19 protein-coding genes are annotated in these 16,464 nt (G+C 75.3%); 2 read left to right on the forward strand and 17 right to left on the reverse strand.

The features are described from left to right. Window positions 1-7 precede the first annotated feature (7 nt). The 7 genes from BLS21_RS14660 to BLS21_RS14690 are packed head-to-tail and all read right to left on the reverse strand — an operon-like array spanning window position 8 to window position 3,870. On the reverse strand, window positions 8-433 hold the full coding sequence (locus tag BLS21_RS14660; RefSeq protein ID WP_091219678.1) for a ChaB family protein: 426 nt from the start codon (window positions 431-433) through the stop codon (window positions 8-10). 29 nt (window positions 434-462) lie between these two features. Next, window positions 463-912, reverse strand: coding sequence for a cupin domain-containing protein (locus BLS21_RS14665; RefSeq protein ID WP_091219680.1), 450 nt, complete (start codon window positions 910-912; stop codon window positions 463-465). Between the two features lie 48 nt (window positions 913-960). Beyond that, on the reverse strand, window positions 961-1,845 hold the full coding sequence (locus tag BLS21_RS14670; RefSeq protein ID WP_091219683.1) for an alpha/beta fold hydrolase: 885 nt from the start codon (window positions 1,843-1,845) through the stop codon (window positions 961-963). A gap of 1 nt (window position 1,846) precedes the next feature. Then, the gene (locus tag BLS21_RS14675; RefSeq protein ID WP_091219685.1) at window positions 1,847-2,239 is read right to left on the reverse strand and encodes a hotdog domain-containing protein; all 393 of its coding nucleotides are present in this window, start codon (window positions 2,237-2,239) and stop codon (window positions 1,847-1,849) included. Next, window positions 2,236-2,466: a hypothetical protein gene (locus BLS21_RS14680; RefSeq protein WP_091219688.1), complete on the reverse strand. Its 231-nt coding sequence runs from the start codon at window positions 2,464-2,466 to the stop codon at window positions 2,236-2,238. The genes BLS21_RS14675 and BLS21_RS14680 overlap by 4 nt, the downstream gene beginning before the upstream one ends. Window position 2,467: 1 nt before the next feature. Then, window positions 2,468-2,725: a DUF2795 domain-containing protein gene (locus BLS21_RS14685; protein WP_091219690.1), complete on the reverse strand. Its 258-nt coding sequence runs from the start codon at window positions 2,723-2,725 to the stop codon at window positions 2,468-2,470. Between the two features lie 11 nt (window positions 2,726-2,736). Then, window positions 2,737-3,870: a baeRF2 domain-containing protein gene (locus tag BLS21_RS14690; RefSeq protein WP_091219692.1), complete on the reverse strand. Its 1,134-nt coding sequence runs from the start codon at window positions 3,868-3,870 to the stop codon at window positions 2,737-2,739. A 151-nt stretch (window positions 3,871-4,021) separates the two neighbouring features. Here BLS21_RS14690 and BLS21_RS14695 point away from each other — a divergent pair, with 151 nt between their 5' ends. After that, window positions 4,022-4,366, forward strand: coding sequence for a DUF8129 domain-containing protein (locus BLS21_RS14695; RefSeq protein WP_091219693.1), 345 nt, complete (start codon window positions 4,022-4,024; stop codon window positions 4,364-4,366). Between the two features lie 81 nt (window positions 4,367-4,447). Here the strand turns inward: BLS21_RS14695 and BLS21_RS14700 are convergent, their stop codons facing one another. The 9 genes from BLS21_RS14700 to BLS21_RS14740 all read right to left on the reverse strand — a co-directional run bounded on the left by BLS21_RS14700 (window position 4,448) and on the right by BLS21_RS14740 (window position 12,255). Continuing rightward, window positions 4,448-5,338 (reverse strand): type II secretion system F family protein, encoded by an 891-nt coding sequence (locus BLS21_RS14700; protein ID WP_091219697.1) that lies wholly within the window; start codon window positions 5,336-5,338, stop codon window positions 4,448-4,450. Continuing rightward, window positions 5,338-6,267, reverse strand: a complete 930-nt coding sequence (locus tag BLS21_RS14705; protein ID WP_245700426.1) for a type II secretion system F family protein — start codon at window positions 6,265-6,267, stop codon at window positions 5,338-5,340. Before BLS21_RS14705 ends, BLS21_RS14700 begins: the two co-directional genes overlap by 1 nt. Then, window positions 6,267-7,673 (reverse strand): TadA family conjugal transfer-associated ATPase, encoded by a 1,407-nt coding sequence (locus BLS21_RS14710; protein WP_091219699.1) that lies wholly within the window; start codon window positions 7,671-7,673, stop codon window positions 6,267-6,269. Before BLS21_RS14710 ends, BLS21_RS14705 begins: the two co-directional genes overlap by 1 nt. 28 nt (window positions 7,674-7,701) lie before the next feature. Further along, window positions 7,702-8,892 (reverse strand): CpaE/TadZ family protein, encoded by a 1,191-nt coding sequence (locus tag BLS21_RS14715; RefSeq protein WP_091219701.1) that lies wholly within the window; start codon window positions 8,890-8,892, stop codon window positions 7,702-7,704. Next, complete coding sequence (locus tag BLS21_RS14720; RefSeq protein ID WP_091219703.1) at window positions 8,889-9,623, reverse strand: RcpC/CpaB family pilus assembly protein; 735 nt, start codon at window positions 9,621-9,623, stop codon at window positions 8,889-8,891. The genes BLS21_RS14715 and BLS21_RS14720 overlap by 4 nt, the downstream gene beginning before the upstream one ends. A 9-nt stretch (window positions 9,624-9,632) precedes the next feature. After that, window positions 9,633-10,625, reverse strand: coding sequence for a pilus assembly protein TadG-related protein (locus BLS21_RS14725; RefSeq protein WP_245700427.1), 993 nt, complete (start codon window positions 10,623-10,625; stop codon window positions 9,633-9,635). Continuing rightward, the gene (locus tag BLS21_RS14730; RefSeq protein ID WP_091219706.1) at window positions 10,613-11,008 is read right to left on the reverse strand and encodes a TadE/TadG family type IV pilus assembly protein; all 396 of its coding nucleotides are present in this window, start codon (window positions 11,006-11,008) and stop codon (window positions 10,613-10,615) included. The genes BLS21_RS14725 and BLS21_RS14730 overlap by 13 nt, the downstream gene beginning before the upstream one ends. Before the next feature lie 98 nt (window positions 11,009-11,106). Then, entirely contained in the window at window positions 11,107-11,352 is a 246-nt protein-coding gene (locus tag BLS21_RS14735; RefSeq protein WP_091219708.1) for a Flp family type IVb pilin, read from the reverse strand. A 231-nt stretch (window positions 11,353-11,583) separates the two neighbouring features. Further along, window positions 11,584-12,255, reverse strand: a complete 672-nt coding sequence (locus BLS21_RS14740; protein ID WP_091219710.1) for a prepilin peptidase — start codon at window positions 12,253-12,255, stop codon at window positions 11,584-11,586. Between the two features lie 138 nt (window positions 12,256-12,393). Here BLS21_RS14740 and BLS21_RS14745 point away from each other — a divergent pair, with 138 nt between their 5' ends. Then, the gene (locus BLS21_RS14745; protein WP_091219712.1) at window positions 12,394-12,687 is read left to right on the forward strand and encodes a hypothetical protein; all 294 of its coding nucleotides are present in this window, start codon (window positions 12,394-12,396) and stop codon (window positions 12,685-12,687) included. 89 nt (window positions 12,688-12,776) lie between these two features. On the opposite strand, the gene BLS21_RS14750 is transcribed toward BLS21_RS14745, so the two are convergent. Next, entirely contained in the window at window positions 12,777-16,277 is a 3,501-nt protein-coding gene (locus BLS21_RS14750; protein WP_245700428.1) for a PKD domain-containing protein, read from the reverse strand. Between the last annotated feature and the right edge of the window lie 187 nt (window positions 16,278-16,464).

Below are 16,464 nucleotides of genomic sequence, written 5' to 3' on the forward strand. Positions count from 1 at the left end.
GTGAGGGCTAACTCTTCTTCCGCGCCTCGGCGGTCGCCTCGTCGTTGGCCTCCTGGATGGCGTCGACCAGCTCGTCCTTGCTCATCGACGAGCGGCCGCTGACGTCGAGCCGCTTGGCGACGTCCATCAGGTGGTCCTTGGTGGCGTTGGCGTCGACGCCGCCCTTGGTCTCGCGGTCGGTGTCGCGGCCGCCCTCGGCCTGCGCGTCGCTGGGGCCCTTGTGGTCCTTCGGCTCCCAGTGGTCGCCGACCTTCTCGTGGGTGTGCTTGACCGCGGCCCAGGCGACCTGGTTGGCCCGCCGCTCGTCGTCGTAGGAGTCCATCGCCGAGTCGTGGGCCTTGGCGAAGGTGCGCTGCGCCTTCTCGTCCGAGCGCTGCAGGGTGCTGGGGATCTCGTCCTGCTTCGCGTCCCCGCTCTTCGTCGTCTTCGGCATGCCGGGCCGTTACCCGCCGCCCGCGGGCGTCAGTCGCCGTCCCCCAGCCAGGTGACGCCGTGCTCCTCCGACGCCCGCTCGTAGGCCTCGCCGGGCGGCGCCCCGGTGCGGCTGGCCTCGGCGAGGACGCGGAAGAAGCCCTCGAAGCCGGCCGGGGACGTCGCGCACAGCAGGCGGCCGGTGCGCGGGACCACGCGCCGGTGGGAGTGCGGCACGCCGTGCGGCAGGAACACCGTCCCGCCCGGACCCACCGTCAGCTCCCGGTCCCCGCACACGAAGACGTGCTCGCCCTCGACGACGTAGTAGAGCTCGTCGGTCTCCCGGTGCACGTGGCGCGAGGTGTCCAGCAGCGGCGTCGCCTCCTCGAAGAGGGTGAAGGCCCCACCGGTGGTGTCCGCGGACGCGCGGACGACGATCGTCGTCCCCCAGAGCTCCAGGCGCTCCCCGCTGTCGTGGTCCACGGCGAAGGGAGCGGCCATGCGGGGACGCTACGCCGGGTTGCCTCCCCCGTCACCGACCCGTCGCGATCAGCTCGCCAGGAAGGGGACCAGCGCCGCGACCAGCTCCTCGGGGGCCTCCTCGGCCATGTGGTGCCCGCTGTCGATGCGGCCGCCGCCGCGCAGGTCGCCGGCCCAGTCTGCCCAGATCCGCAGCGGGTCGCCGTGCAGGTCCTCGAGGTCGTCGCGGGCCGACCAGAGCACCAGCGTGGGGCAGGCGACCCGCCGTCCGGCGGCCCGGTCGGCCTCCTCGGCGGCGCGGTCCACGGTCAGGCCGGCGCGGTAGTCCTCGAGCATGGCGTGCACGGTGGCGGGGTCGGCGATCGCGCGGCGGAAGTCCGCGTGGTTCTCCTCCCCCATCTGCGCGGCCCTCCCGGGGGCCAGCGCGCCGTACCAGGCGTCGGGGTCCGCGCCGATGGCCCGCTCGGGCTTGTCGGGCTGGGCGAAGAAGAACCAGTGCCACCAAGCGGTGGCGAAGCGGGCGTCGGCGCGGTCGAGGTGCTCGACGATCGGGATGCAGTCGAGGACGGCGAGGTGGGTGACGGCAGCGGGGTGGTCGAGGGCCGTGCGCAGCGCGACGTAGCTGCCGCGGTCGTGCCCGACGACGGCGAACCGCTCGTGCCCCCGGCCCCGCATCAGCGCGACCACGTCGCGGGCCATCGCCCGCTTGGCGTAGGGCGCGTGGTCCTCGGTGGTCGGCGGCGTGGACGACTGCCCGTAGCCCCGCAGGTCCGGGCAGACGACGGTGTGCCCGGCCGCGGCCAGCAGCGGGGCGACCCGGTGCCAGGTGGTGTGCGTCCGCGGGTGCCCGTGCAGCAGGACGACGGGCCGGCCCTCGCCGCCGGCCCGCACCCGCAGCCGGACGCCGTCCGCCCCGTCGGCCGTGGTCTCGGCGAACCCGGGGAAGAACGCCACCTCAGGACTCGATGAACCGGGACCAGTGGGCGCGCTCGTCGTCGGTCATCGCCCGGCTCGTGTCGGTGGCGAAGTCGAACAGGACCATCACCACGGAGGCGCGGATGGCGACCTCGTCGTCCTGCACCAGCTCCTGCCGCAGGGTGAGCGACTTGGTGCCCAGCAGGGTCACCGTGCTGCGCACGCACAGCCGCTCGCCCACCCGGTAGTACAGCTGGCGCAGGTAGTCGACCTCGAGCCGCGCCAGGATGAGCCCGCGGTCCCCCGGCGCCCCCTCGGCCATCGCCAGCCGCGCGTCCTCGATCAGGCTGAGGGCGCGGGCGTGGTTGACGTGGCCGAGGGAGTCCGGGTCCGACCAGCGCAGCTGGACGGCGTGCTCGTGCGGGGCGCTCAGGGCAGGTCCGCGGTCTCTGCGGACTGGCGGTGGGCGCCCTGGGCGTCGTCCGGGTCGGGGTGGACGGTCCGCTCCTCGGACTCGGCCAGGATCACCTCGGCGGCGACCTCCTCCATGCCGCTGCCGTGGAGCTCCTGCTCCTCGGGCAGCAGGTCCGCCCGGGTGGAGACGTTGTGCTCGGGAACGTTGGCCAGCGCCTCGGGGCTGGGCTCCTTGTTGGTGGTCACCTCAGAACCGCTGCTGCTCGGTGCCGATGCCCAGGGCGCGGGCGACGTCCTGCACGTTGTCGAACTGCTGGCCGGACGGCAGCCGGCGCAGGTCGGAGAGCACGCGGTCGGGGGCGTTGCCCTCCTGGGCCCTGGCCACGAGCGCGTCCTTGTCGGCCGGCCAGATCTCCTTGCCGAGGGCCTCGGCGAGCGCGGCGCGACGCTCGACGTCGCCGGTGGAGGTACCGGGTGAGGTGGCGGGCTGGTGCGGATCGGTCATGTCGGGGTTCCTCACTGGGCCTTCGGGGTGGAGTCGTCGGTGTAGCGGAGGATCGCGGCCACCGGGATGTCCCCGGGCATCGCCGCCCGGGGGACGACGACGACGCCGGCCGCGCTCGCGACGGAGGCGGCGAGCAGTGCTCCCTCGGCCGGGACGACGGTGCCGTGGGTGCCCAGGGCGTCCATGTCGTGCTGGTCGACGCCGAGCTCGAGCGGCGAGTTGCCGACGATCAGCGTGTCGTCGGGGTCCTGCTGGTCGGCGAGGACCAGGGTCTCGACCTGGCCCTTGCGCAGCGCCTCGACCACCGCGGCCTTGCCCGTGACGGCCAGGCCGTGGGCGCCGGCGGAGGCCAGCTTCTCCACCGCGTCGGCCTCCTCGCGGGCCTCGTGCTCGGCCACGAGCTCGGCGGCCCGCTGGTCGACCGGCTCGCGGTCGGCGCCGGCGGCCCGGCCGCCCTCGTCCATGGAGACGATGAGCTCCGACCACAGGTCGCTGGCCCGGTCGGTGAGGATCTGCCGGGCCCGGATGTCGCCGGCGAGGAGCACGAACCGCGGGTGCAGCCGGCGCACCAGGGAGGCGATGCGCTCGGCGACGTTGTCGGCGTTGTGGATCCACTTGTTCTCGGCGTTGTGCTGGTACCGGTGGTGGGCCCAGCCGCCGCCCTGGAACTTGCGGATCTGGAAGCTGTCGCCCTCGACCTCGTCCTCGATCTCGGGGCGACCCACGAGGGTGGCCACCGAGATGTCGGCGCCGACCCGGTCGGTGACGACGACGATGTGCGGCACCCGTCCGGGCAGCTGCCGCAGGATCGGGAGCAGGTTCGGGGTCGGCGACCACTCGGCGACCTCCTGCCGCGGCGAGTCCACCAGCGGCTGGTCCAGGACGACGGAGCCGTCGGCCGCGACGACGAGGGCCCGGCCCCGCAACGTGGCGATCTCGCCGCCCTCGTTGGCCTCGAGGAGCCGGCTGCGGACCGCCTCGACCACGGCCTCCGGCGCCCCCTGGTCGGTGAGCTGCTCGCCGAGGGCGCGGACCCGCAGCTCCACCTCGGTGTCGGCGTTCTCGGTGGTGTGCGTGACGTCGGCGCACACGGTGGCGTAGGGCCCGGAGGCGGTGAAGACCGGTTCCAGGAAGGACACGTCCATGGGGGTGGGACCACTCCTCGATCGCTGTGGGTCGGGTCGGCGGTTCGGGTCGCGGGGGCTGCGACCCGGGCTGCCCGCCTCCGCCGCCTACCCACCGGCCGTGACCTCACACCCGGTGTCGGATCCGCGGGGCAGGGGTAGGCGGTCGGCCATGACCGAACACGACCAGCTGCCGCTGCCCGACTACGACCACCTCCCGGTGGAGGGGCTGACCTCACGGATCCGCACCCTGGACGCCGCTGGGCTGGAGACGGTGCTCGAGTACGAGCGGGCGCACGCCAACCGGCTGCAGGTGGTGACCGTGATGGAGAACCGGCTCAGCGCGCTGCGCGAGGGGGCCCAGCCCTCCGGCGGCGACCCGGCCGCCGCGGCCGCTGACGACCCGGTGCACGCCGCGGGTGGCTCGAAGGTCTCCGAGGCGACGACCGGCCCGGCGATGAACCCGCCGTCCCAGGGCGACCCGACCAACCCGGCCCAGCCCCGCAGCACCGGCTGAGCCCCTCTCCGCGAGATCTGCACACCGGTCGCCATCGGAGCCCTGATGGCGACCGGTGTGCAGATCTCGCCGCCGCGGCGCTCACTGCCCGCCGAAGGCCTCCGCGATGTCCAGGACGGCGGGACCCAGCAGCACGATGAACAGCGTCGGCAGGATGCAGAGGATGAGCGGGAAGATCACCTTCACCGGGATCTGCATCGCCTTCTCCTCGGCCCGCTGCCGGCGCTTGAGCCGCATCTCGGCCGCCTGGGTGCGCAGCACGTCGGCGATCGAGACGCCGTACGCGTCGGCCTGCACCACGGCGCGGATGAACCGGCGCAGGTCGGGCACCGCCGTCCGCTCGGCCAGCGCCAGGTAGGCCTCGCGGCGGGGCTGGCCGACGGCGATGTCCTGCAGCGTGCGCACCAGCTCCTCGGCCAGCGGACCGCGGCCGTTGCGCCCGGCCCGCGCCATCGCCGCCTCGAAGCCGAGCCCGGCCTCCACCGCGATGGTCATCTGGTCGAGGGTGTCGGCGAGCTCCAGCGCGATCGCCTGCTGCCGCTCCTGCCCGCGGCTGTGGAGCAGCAGCTCCGGGACGACGTAGGCCACCCCGGTCACGACGACGGCCATCAGCACGGTCAGCGGCCCCGGCCTGGCCGTCACCACCAGCACCCCGAACGCCGCGGCGATTCCGGCGAGCACGAGCTTGGCCGCCACCAGCCGGGGCACCGGCCACTCCGCCGGACGCCCCGCCGCGCCCGCCAGCCGGTTGAGGCGGGCGATCGTGCCGGCCGGGGTGAGCGCGCGGGCCAGGCGCGGCAGCAGCCGGGAGCGCGGACGGGCGGCGGCCGCGCCCGGCAGGTCCAGGCCGCGGGTGAGGTTGGCGCGGGTGCGGGCGGCGGCGTCCTGCGGGCGGGTCAGCAGCGCCCAGCCCAGCAGCGGGACGGCGAGGGCGACGGCCAGCGCGGCCGCGAGCACGGGGGTCGGCGGCATCAGAACCGGATCGCCACGGTCTTCTTGAGCCACAGCCCGCCGGCGGTGAGCAGCACGACGACGGCCGCGATCATCAGGTAGCCGGCGAGGCCCTCGGTGAAGCCGGCCAGGTAGGCGGGGTTGGTCACCAGGAGGAACGCGACGATGCCGAAGGGCAGGGCCATCAGCACGACCGCGGACAACTTGCCCTCGGCCGACAGCGCCGTGACCTGACGGCGGATGGCGTTGCGCTCGCGGATCGTGTGGCCGACGGTGTCGAGCACCTCGGCCAGGTTGCCGCCGACCTCGCGGTGGATCCCGATCGCCTGGGCGACCCAGCGGAAGTCGTCGCTGCCCGTCCGCTCGGCGACCTCGTCGAGGGCGTCGCCGAGGTCACGGCCCACCCGGGTCTCGTTGACGATGCGGGCGAACTCCTCGGCGGTCGGGGCCGCGGCCTCCTGCGACACCGAGTCGACCGCGCGCAGCAGGCTGTGCCCGGCGCGCAGGCTGGAGGCCATCAGCTGCAGCGAGTCGTCGAGCTGGTCGGCGAAGGCCGCCTGCCGCCGTCCCCGCCGCAGCCCGAGCAGGACCTTCGTGCCCAGCGGGACCAGCGCCGCGCACACCAGCGCGGGCAGCACCCCCCCGAGCAGCAGGCCCAGCGCGCCGAGGACGACGGTGCCCAGGCCCACCAGCAGGACGACGTCCGGCAGCGCCGTCGCCACCCCGGCCCGCTCCAGCGCGGCGGTGCCGCGCGCTCCCAGCCCGCGCCGGGCGAGCACCCGCTCCACCGCGGCGCCGGCGGCGGCCGACGCCCCGGCCAGCGGGGACGCCGGCCGGGGAACGGCGGGGTCGAGCCGGGACAGCGGCACCCGCCGCGGCCCGGCCGGGAGGACGACGAGGGCGAGCAGCAGCAGCGCGCCGGTGACCGCGAGCAGGCCCGCGACGAGCATCAGGCCCACCCCCGCCGCGGCTCGACGGTGCCGAAGACCCGCGGCGAGACCCGGATGCCCAGCTCGTCGAAGCGGTCGGTGAACCGCGGCCGCACCCCGGTGGGCACCGGCTTGCCGAGGAAGCGGCCGGCGGCGTCGACGCCTGCGGAGTAGTCGAAGAGGAACGCGTCCTGGAGCGTGACCGTCTCCCCCTCCATGCCCTGCACCTCGGTCACGTGGGTGACCCGGCGGGTGCCGTCGCGCAGCCGGGTCAGCTGGACGACGACGTCGACGGCCGAGGCGATCTGCTCGCGGATGGCGCGCAGCGGCAGGTCCATGCCCGCCATCAGCACCAGGGTCTCCAGCCGGGCGATGGCGTCGCGCGGGGAGTTGGCGTGCACCGTCGACAGCGACCCGTCGTGGCCGGTGTTCATCGCCTGCAGCATGTCCAGCGACTCACCGCCGCGGCACTCCCCGACCACGATCCGGTCGGGGCGCATCCGCAGCGAGTTGCGCACCAGGTCGCGGATGGTGATCGCGCCCCTGCCCTCGATGTTGGGCGGCCGGGACTCCAGCCGGACGACGTGGTCCTGCTGCAGCTGCAGCTCGACGGCGTCCTCGATGGTGACGATCCGCTCGCCCTCGGGGATGAAGGAGGAGAGCACGTTGAGCAGCGTGGTCTTCCCGGTGCCGGTGCCGCCGGAGACGATCACGTTGAGCCGGGCCTCGACGCAGGCGCGCAGCAGCTCGGCCATCTCCGGGGAGAGGGTGCCGAAGCCGATCAGGTCGTCGACGGTGAACGGGTCCTTGGCGAACTTGCGGATGGTCAGCGTCGACCCGCTGAAGGCCAGCGGCGGGATGATCGCGTTGACCCGGGAGCCGTCGGCCAGCCGCGCGTCGACCAGCGGCGAGGACTCGTCGACCCGCCGTCCCACCCGGGAGACGATCCGGTCGATCACCCGGCGCAGGTGCTCCTCGGAGGTGAACCGGGCGGCCGTGCGGACCAGCCGGCCCTCCTGCTCGACGTAGACCGCGTCCGGGCCGTTGCACATGATCTCGGTGACGCAGGGGTCGTCGAGCAGCCGCTGCAGCGGGCCGTAGCCGAGGACGTCGTCGGCGAGCTCCGCGGTCAGCCGGGCGCGCTCCTCGGCCGACAGCGGGACGCGCTCCTCCTCGACCACCTCGTCGAGCTCGCCGAGGACGACGGCGCGCAGCTGCTCCTCGGACAGCGACGGGTCGTTCATCCGGTTGCCCATGCGCTCGAACAGGGCCTTGGCGACGCGGTCCTTGAGCTTGGCGAGCGCGTCGGTGGGCGGCGGCACGGCCGCCGGGGCGGCGGCCCGCGGTGCAGGGAGCGGAGTGGGCGCATCGGTCTCGGGCGCGGCGTGCCGCCCCTGGGCCGCGGCCAGCCGGGACGCGAGGTTCACGACGCCGCCCGGTGCACGGAGGCGGAGGTCACGACGCCGCCCGGTGCTTGGCGCGGTAGCGGCCGGGCTTGACGATCGGGGTCGCGGCGAACCGGGACACCAGCCGCCGCAGCTCCTTGACCACCGGGTCGCGGCGACCGGAGGCGAGGATCGGCACGCCCTGGTTGGTCGACGCCGGCACCGCGGCCGAGCGCGGCAGGACGACGTCCACCCCGGTGCCGATGGCGGTCTCGACGTCGCGCACCGACAGCCCGCCCTTGGGGTCGGCGAGGTTCATGACCACGTGCCGGCCGGCCGGGATCATGCACAGCTCGCGGAGCACGTCGAGCTCCTTGCGCAGGCCGCGGACGCCGGGGACGTCCATGCTGCTGAGCATCACGACGTCGGTGGCCCGGTCGAGGGCGGCGAGCGTCTGCTCCGACAGCCCCGGCGCGGTGTCGACGACGACGTAGCGGAACTCGCGGGCCAGCGAGGCGAGCAGCCGGCTGACGTCGGCGGCGCTCACCGTGTCGCCGGCGGCCGGGGACTCCGCGCCGCACACGGCGTACAGGCCGCTGGGGTGCTGGGTGAGGAAGGTCTTGAGCACCATCGTGTCCTCGGCCGCCGGGCCGTGCGCGACGTCGGGCAGCGCGTACTCGGGCGTCAGGCCCAGCGCGGAGGCGACGTCGCCGAACTGGACGTCGAGGTCGACGAGCACGGTCGACTGGGGCGCGGCCGCGGTGAGGCCGATCGCCAGGTTGGCCGAGACGGTCGTCTTGCCGACGCCGCCCTTCGGGGAGGCCACGGCGATGACCCGCCCGGTGTAGCGGGCGGTCTCCTCGACCGGGCGCAGCACCCGCCGGCGCCCGGCCGCGGCCGAGCCGGCGCGCTCGACGGCGGCGCGGATCTCGCCGGCGTCGGCGGTGGGCGCGAGCAGGTCGCGGACGCCGGCCCGCATCGCCTCCTGCCAGGTCTGCGGCGCCGGGTCGGCGAGCAGGACGACGCTGATGCCGGGGCACTGCACGTCGAGCCGGGCGGCCAGGGAGAACACCTCCTGCGGCGGCGCGAGCGGGCCGACCAGCAGGACCTCGGGCAGCTCGCCGTCGACGAGCTGCTCGAACAGCCGGGCCGGGTCGGCAGGCAGCCGGCCGGCGGGCAGCACGTGCACGTCGCCGTCGGTCGCCTGCTTGACGCGCAGGACGAGTTCCTCGTCGGCTGCGCCGAGCACCACGCGACTCATGAGTAGTCCTTGTCGTAGACGGTGGCCGGGGAGAGGACCTCTGTGCCGGTCGGGTCGACGCCCTCGGGCTCGAGGGAGAGCCAGACGGTGCCGTGCTCCATGCCGAAGACGACCGCCTCGGCCGCCTCGGGGCGCAGCCCGAGGGTGACCATGAGGCTGGCCGAGGGCGCCGCGCCGCCGGAGGAGGCGGTGTCGGTCCCCTCGCCGTCCGCGACGGCGACCGGCGCACCCTGCACCTGGGTGACCAGGACCCGGCTGAGGACGGCGTGGGTCCGTCCGTCGAGGGAGACGTGCACGCCCACGGTGTCCCCCGCGGCCAGCCGGCCGCCGACCGCGCGCTGCGGCTCGAGCAGCAGGCTGACCTCGGCGGCTCCCTCGGGGGCGGGGACCGTGCCGGGCACGCCGAGGTCCTCCGGGACGGCGAAGCGGGCGGCCAGCAGCTGCTCGCCCGGCTGCAGGTCGACGGTGGCGACCCGGCCGGCCAGCTCGCCGAGGTCGGTCACGGCACCGGGGACCGCGGCCTTGGCCGGCAGCCGCTCGGTGCGGACCAGCTCGGCCAGCTGGTCCCCCGGCGTCCCCTCGGCGACCGGCAGGTCGACCACGAGCACGTCCACGGTCCGCACCCCGGCGAGGGCGCGGGCGTCGGCGCCGCGCACGTAGGCCAGGAGGACCACGGCGCCGGTGGCGGCGAGGAGCAGCGCCGCCAGGGCGGCTAGCAGTCGGCGTCTCAACGAGGTCCCCTATCGGACGAGTCGGAGGACCCAGGCACCCAGGGAGGGCGCGCCGGGGCCGTAGGTGAAGGAGTCGCCGGCGTCGACGAAGCGGGTGAAGTAGCCGCGGATGCAGCGGTCCTCGCCCTTGCACGGCTGGCCGGCGTCGTACTGGCCGCCGAAGTGGTAGGCGGTGATCGTGAACGCCGCGTACCCGTAGACGTGGTACCAGGCGCTGCTGCCGGTGCCGCCCGCCTCGTCGAAGATCGGCAGGAGCACGGTCCGGCCCAGGAGCGCGGCCACGTCGTCGGTGTCGCAGCCCTGCGACGGGTTGTTGCCCGGCTCGGAGGTGAACCGGCCGCCCACGCGGCTGGTGGCCCGGCAGGTGGTCCCGCCGTCCGTGGTGAGCCAGCCGAAGCCGCCGGGGACGAACACGTCCGACGGCCCGGTGCACCCGGTGCCGGACTTCTTGGGCAGCTCGATGGTGCGCGCGGTGGTGGTCGAGGGCAGGCCGCCGCCGGTCTGGGCCTGGAACTCGCACCACGAGAAGACCAGCGGCAGCATCGCCGTCCCACCGGTGGGCGCGCCCCAGGCGACGGTCGCGCTGGCCGCCACCTGGGTCGAGTCGTGGCCGATGACCGGCGCGAACCAGTGCTCCTGCGGGGTGCTGCCGGTCACCGTGACCCGCAGCGGGTCGGAGGCGAGCACCGGTGGGGCGGCGGTGGCGTCGCCGAGGTTGGCGTCGACCAGCGCCTGCGCGGTGGCCCGCATGTCGCCGCAGGCGCCGCGGGCGCAGTCGCGGGCGACGGCGAGGGCCGCGGCGTCGGCGGCCGTCTGCAGCCGGGCCCTCTCCGCGTACAGGGCGCCGATGTCGACGGCGATCGCGGTGAACCCGAGGACGGGCACCATCAGCAGCGCCAGGAGCACCGCGGAGCCGCCGCGCTCGCCGGCGAGCCGGCGCCGGAGGGCAGGGCGGGCGCCCTGCGGTCTCCCGGCGCGACGGTCCTCCCTCAGCCGTTGCACCGCATGACCCCCGTCCCGGTCAGGTCGATGTCCGCGCCGAAGAAGTCGGTGAGGAAGGGCATCGGGTAGTCGACGGTCACCCGCACGTTCGTGGTGGTCGTGCTGGTCGGCGGGCAGGCCGTCGGCGCGACGGTGATCTGCGCGTCGGTGACGACCGGGTCGAGCGTCGGGGTGGCGCTGCGGACGGCGGCGCGCGCCGCGGCGGGGTCGTTCTGCAGGGCCATCACCCGGGCGCCCTCGCGGGCGGCGGCGGACAGGGTGCCCTGCACCTGGAACGCGTGCCCGAACTCGGCGATGCCGAGCACCAGGAGCAGCAGCAGCGGCACGATGAACGCGAACTCCACGGCGCTCGCGCCGTGCTCGTCGCGCAGTCGGGTGCGCACTCCTCCCCCACCTCCTCTCCCGCTGTCGTCGTCCGGGTGCGGCGCGGCGCAGCGGCCCCGGGGGGACGGGGCCGCTGCGCCGTGGCGTGCGGTCCGGGTCAGCCGGCGGCGGGGGCGGCCGGGGTGGTGGCGGCGTCCTGCAGGTCGCCGCCGATGCTGTTGAAGAGGGCCTCGAGCTGGTCGCTGAGGAAGATGACCGCGCCGATGATCGCGACGGCGATCAGGCCGACCATGAGGCCGTACTCGACGGCGGTCGCGCCCTTCTCCTCGCGCTTGAGGCGCTCCTCGGCGAACGAGTAGAGCGTGGCGAGCGTGGCCAGCGGGTTGGGGACGAGGTTCAGCACGGGGACTCCCTGGGGACGGTGCCGGCCGGTCCGGGTCGGGCGACCCGGCGTCGCGGCACTTGCCAGGAGGTGTCGAGCGGTCGGATGCCCGGCTTGAGCCCCGGCCACCCGGTCGGCGGACACCGTCCACCTGCCCGGGCGACCGCTCCGCCGCCGGGGTCACCGCCCGTGACGGCCAGCTCCCGGCCATCTCCGCGGGGACGGCCGTGACGGTCAGGGCAGCAGCGACGCTCAGGGCAGCAGCGCGGTCCCGCCGATGACGAGGGCTGCGCCGGCGAGCATGGCCGGGCCGAACGGCAGCTCGCCGCGCAGCCCGATCCGCCGGGTCGCCAGCAGGCCCAGCGCCACGACGGCCTGGACGACGAAGCCGGTGAGTGTGCCCAGCACGACCGCCGCCCAGCCGAGCCAGCCCAGGTACAGGCCGAGGAGCGCGGCCAGCTTCACGTCGCCCATGCCCAGGCCACCGGGCGAGACGAGCGCGAGCACGAGGTACACCGTGAACAGGGCCGCGGCGCCCAGCACGGCGCGCAGCAGCGCGTCCCAGGCGCCGTCGACGAGGGCCGGGAGGAGCAGCAGCGCCGTCCCCGCGGCGAGCGCCGGCAGCACCACGCGGTTGGGCAGCAGCCGGTGCTGCAGGTCGACCACGGCGAGCAGCACGCCCGCGACGGCGAGCAGCAGGAACGCCGGCAGCTCCCAGGAGAGCCCGGTGCTCAGCGCGGTGAGCACCGTCAGCAGCGCGGTCGCGACCTCGACCACCGGCGGGCGGACGGCGACCGGCCCGGGCCCCAGCAGCTCCCGGGCGCCGGCACCCGGCGGCCAGGGGAAGCGCCCGGCGGCGCGGTTGGCCAGCAGGCCCGCGCCCGCCCCGAGGAGCAGGGCGACGACGGCGAGGGCGGGAAGCACGGGGCGACGATGACACGGCCGGGCCCGCGCACGCGGGAACGCCACCGGTCCGGGGCGCCGGCGAGGGTGCGTCATCGGCCTGATCGGTGCACGGGCTCCCCGTCCCACCCGACCGGTGTTTCCGGCACGCTCGGCGGCATGAGCGAGACCGCGCAGGTCGCCCTGGCCGTCGTCTGCTTCTCCGTGGCGCTGCTCGCTCAGGTCACCGGCCTGGCGCTGCTGGCCGCAGACGCCCGTCGGACCGGCTCCGCCCTGCGTCGCTGGCGCGACGGCGGCACGGCAGGACGCGATAGGGAGGCGCCCGTCCGGCTCGGTGAGCTCACCGGCCTGCTGGACTCCCTGCTGGGCAACCGGTTCGACCGTGCTGCCGCCACCGCGCTGCTGCTGATCGGCGTCGTGGCGGGCGCGCTGGGCTGGTTCCTGGCGCTCTGACTGGGCCAGCCCGCCGGGCGTGCAGCGGACGGCGGCGCCGGGACGGGGGGCTGCTCCCCGTCCCGGCGCCGCGGGGGTGGAGTCGCCGCTCAGCGCCCGGCGGTCACCTCGAACCCGCTGACCCGGACCGCCGTCGCCGCGGTGGCGCTGGCCGGCCGGTAGGCCGCGATCCCGACCGCACCCGGCGCCTGCAGGGCGGCGGTGGCGTCGGCGCGCACCAGCTGCGGCGTCGTGGGCTCGGCGGTGCCGGCCGCCCACACCGCTGCGGCCACGTCGGTGCTGCCGGCGCCGGACACCCGGACCCGCACCTCCAGGCGCATCCCCGGTGTGTAGGTCAGGCCCGGGACGACGACCTCGCCGCCCGGCCAGCCCTCGACGCCCCCGGCCAGCCGGGACAGCGTCAGCGACACCCGCCCGTCGGCGGCGACCCTGACCAGCACGCGGTACTCGGTGCCCGCCGAGACCCGCCGGCCGGTGACGTACACGTACGTGCCGGCCCCGGTGGGCATCGAGCTGAGCGCGAACGAGGTGCGCACGTCGGCCGAGGTCGTGGAGACCCCGCCGAGGAGCGCGCCGGTGTTGTTGCCCGCGGCCGGCAGCGCGAGCTCCCCCGTCCCGGGGCGCACCGACAGCCGGGCCGCGCCGGCCGTCGCCGTCCACGCGCCGCCGAGGTCCGCGGTGCCCCAGCCGCCGGTCGTCGTCCGGTTGAAGGCGTCGCGGGCGAGCGCGCCGACCGGCGGCGCGGTGACCGTCACCTGCTGCGCGCTGCTGCCGGTGGCACCGTCGTCGTCGGTGACCGTCAGGGTCACCGTGTACGTGCCCGCCGCGGCGTAGGTGTGCGGCGCCGTGGCACCGGTCGCCGTCCCGCCGTCGCCGAAGGACCAGGCGTACGAGGTGACGGAGCCGTCGGTGTCCACCGAGCCCCGGCCGTCGACCGCCACGGTGGTCCCGCTGGTGGCCACGGTGAAGGCGGCCGCGGGCGGCCGGTTGGCCGGGGGCGCGGTCACGGTGACCTGGCGCGAGGTCGTGCCGGTCCGTCCGCCGTCGTCGGTGACGGTCAACGTGACGGTGTGCGTGCCAGCCGCCGCGTAGGTGTGCGTGGCGGTGGCGCCGGAGCCGGCGGGGGTGCCGTCGCCCCAGTTCCAGGCGTGCGCGGTGACCCGGCCGCCGGTGTCGGTCGAGCCGCTGCCGTCGACGGCCACGGTCAGGTCGCGCGAGGTCGTGGTGAACGACGCGGTCGGCGCGGTGTCGGTGGGCCGGCCGGTGGTGCCCAGGGTGAAGTGGTTGGCCACCTTGTCCGCGGACAGCACCGCCGGGTAGAGGGCGACCTCGTCGACCTGCGCGTTGACGTACTCGGCGCCGGCCCAGGTGCGGTCACCACCCACCCGCCAGTAGCCGTGGTTGTGCTGTCCCCGGGTCCCGTCGGCGCGGGAGGCGACGAGCCTGCCGTCCACGAACAGCTGCATGCCGGTGCGGCCCAGGGACGCCACGACGTGGTGCCAGCGGCCGTCGTTGTAGGCCGTGGGCGTGGTGAGCAGCTTGGTCTCCAGCGGCCACACGCCGAAGTTCAGCCGGCCGGCGGCGTCCATGTACACCAGCCGGTCGTGGTGGACGCTGCTGCCGGTCCGCAGGTTGCCGAAGCCGAGGAACCGGCCACCGGCCGTGGTCGTGGTGCTGAACCAGAACTCGGCGCTGAAGGTCTGCGGCGCCGAGGTCGGCGTGGTGGTGGCCAGGTAGCCGGCGGTCGTGCCGTTGAGCCGCACGGCGCCGTCGGGGTCACCGGCGACCGCGCCGGGCCCGCGGGTCACCCCGGCGAAGGCCTGCAGGTCGTTGCCACCGGCCCGGTCGAAGCCGGTCGCGCCGGAGCCCTCACCCAGCGGCCAGTAGGAGGTCGCCCCGTCGGCCTGCACCGCTGACGAGTACGCCCGGGCGGAGGTGCCGGCGGCCGGCACCTGCACCGCCACCTGGGGCAGCGAGACGGTGGTGCCGGCCGGGTCGGCGACGGTGACCCGGTAGGAGTGCGCCCCGGCGGTCAGGCCGGTGTCGGTCCAGCCGAGCACCGGCCGGTCCCACCACTGCGAGGGGCGGGTGAGCGTGGCGACCGGCGTGGTGCCGCCGTCCCGGTACACGCGGTAGGTCAGGTGCTCGTTGTCCGGGTCGCTCGCGGCCCGCCAGGCCACGCGCACGGTGCCGGCACCGAGGACGGCGGCGGTCGGCGTGGACCCGGAGACGTCCGGACCCACCCGGTTCGGTGCGATCGACGGCAGCGCGTAGCGCACCAGGCCCTGCTGCGCGACGCCGTTGACCGTGGGGAACTCGCCGCCGTAGACGACGTAGCGGCCGTTGCCGCTGACGCTCCAGCCGGCCTGCGCCTGCCCGGTGGCGGTGCCGGCGGCCATGGTCGGGAACCAGGGCAGCACGGTCGGCGCCGGCTGCCGCTGCCAGGTCGGGTGGTGCAGGTTGCCGACGATGCCGGTGGCCGCCGTGCTGAGCGCCGTCGCCCGCTTCCAGACCCGCTCGGTCTGCTCCGGGAAGCTGCCGATGTCGTCGCAGTCGTGCGCGTGGTTGGCCTGGTAGAGCACGCCGCCCATCGGGTGGGTGGCGTAGGAGTCGCCCCAGCAGTCGTTGATCCACCGCACCCGGCCCCCGGTGACCTCGGCCGCGAAGGAGCCCTCGAGGTTGCCCGGGCCGAAGAAGTTGTAGCCGGTGCCGTAGACCGCCGTCCCGTCGGTGGACAGGCTCCAGATCGCCGAGTTCACGCCCTGGTTGGTGAGCTGCTGGTTGATCGCGAAGGGCCGGGTGACGCTGGTGAACGCGTCGACCGCCGCGACGCCGGTCGCCCGGACGCCGTTCATGGTGTCGAAGCGGCCGGCGACGACGAGCTGGGTGTTGCCGTTCGTGAGGACCATCGAGAGGACCTCGTTGGTCAGCGTCCGGTTGCCGTCGGTGTTGCCGGCGGTGCTGCCGTAGCCGGGCACCGGCGCCCAGGTGGTCAGCGAGCCGTCGACGGCGGTGACGACGGCCAGCCGGGTGCGGCTCACGGCACCGACGGCGGTGACGTTGCCGCCGAAGTAGACGAAGTCGTTGGTCGCGGCGATGGCGCGCACCTGCCCCTGGACGGCCGGCCGCCAGGTGGCGACCAGCGCGCCGGCCGGGGTCAGGGCGGCGATGCGGCTGCGGGGCTGGCCGTTGACCTGGGTGAAGTCCCCGCCGACGTAGATGCGGGAGCCGTCGGGGGACGCCGCGATGCTCAGCGCCTGCCCGTTGAGCGACGGCGCGAACGAGGTGATCAGGGCGCCGGTGCGGACGTCGTAGGCGAGGACGTTGTCGCGGGGCACCTCGTTGACGCCGGCCGGCGCACCGGCGGGGCGTGCGGTGGTGAACCGGCCCGCGACGTAGACGACGTCGCCGACGACGACCTGCGACCAGGCGACGCCGTTGATCTGCACGGTGGGCAGGGGGTCGGCGGTGACCGTGACCGGGGTGGCCGGGTCGGCGGGGTCCAGCGGTGCGGAGTCCGCCAGTGCCCCGGTGGCCGGCAGGACCGCCAGTCCGGTGCCGAGCAGGAGCGTGCTGACGAGCCCCGCCAAGAGCCTTCTCGCGTGCATGGGTGGTCCCCCGTCGTTCCCCGTGAGCCGGCCTCTCCCGGGCCGGTCGGCGAACACTAAGCGTGACGATCACGCGGCGCCCAGGGGTCATCACCACCCTCGATCCGGTGGTGATCAGGCAGTTCTCCGCATGGATCCGGCCCCTCTCGTGACTCTTTGTGAGGTTGCG

Source organism: Geodermatophilus siccatus (assembly GCF_900103785.1).
GTDB classification, from domain to species: Bacteria; Actinomycetota; Actinomycetes; order Mycobacteriales; family Geodermatophilaceae; genus Geodermatophilus; species Geodermatophilus siccatus.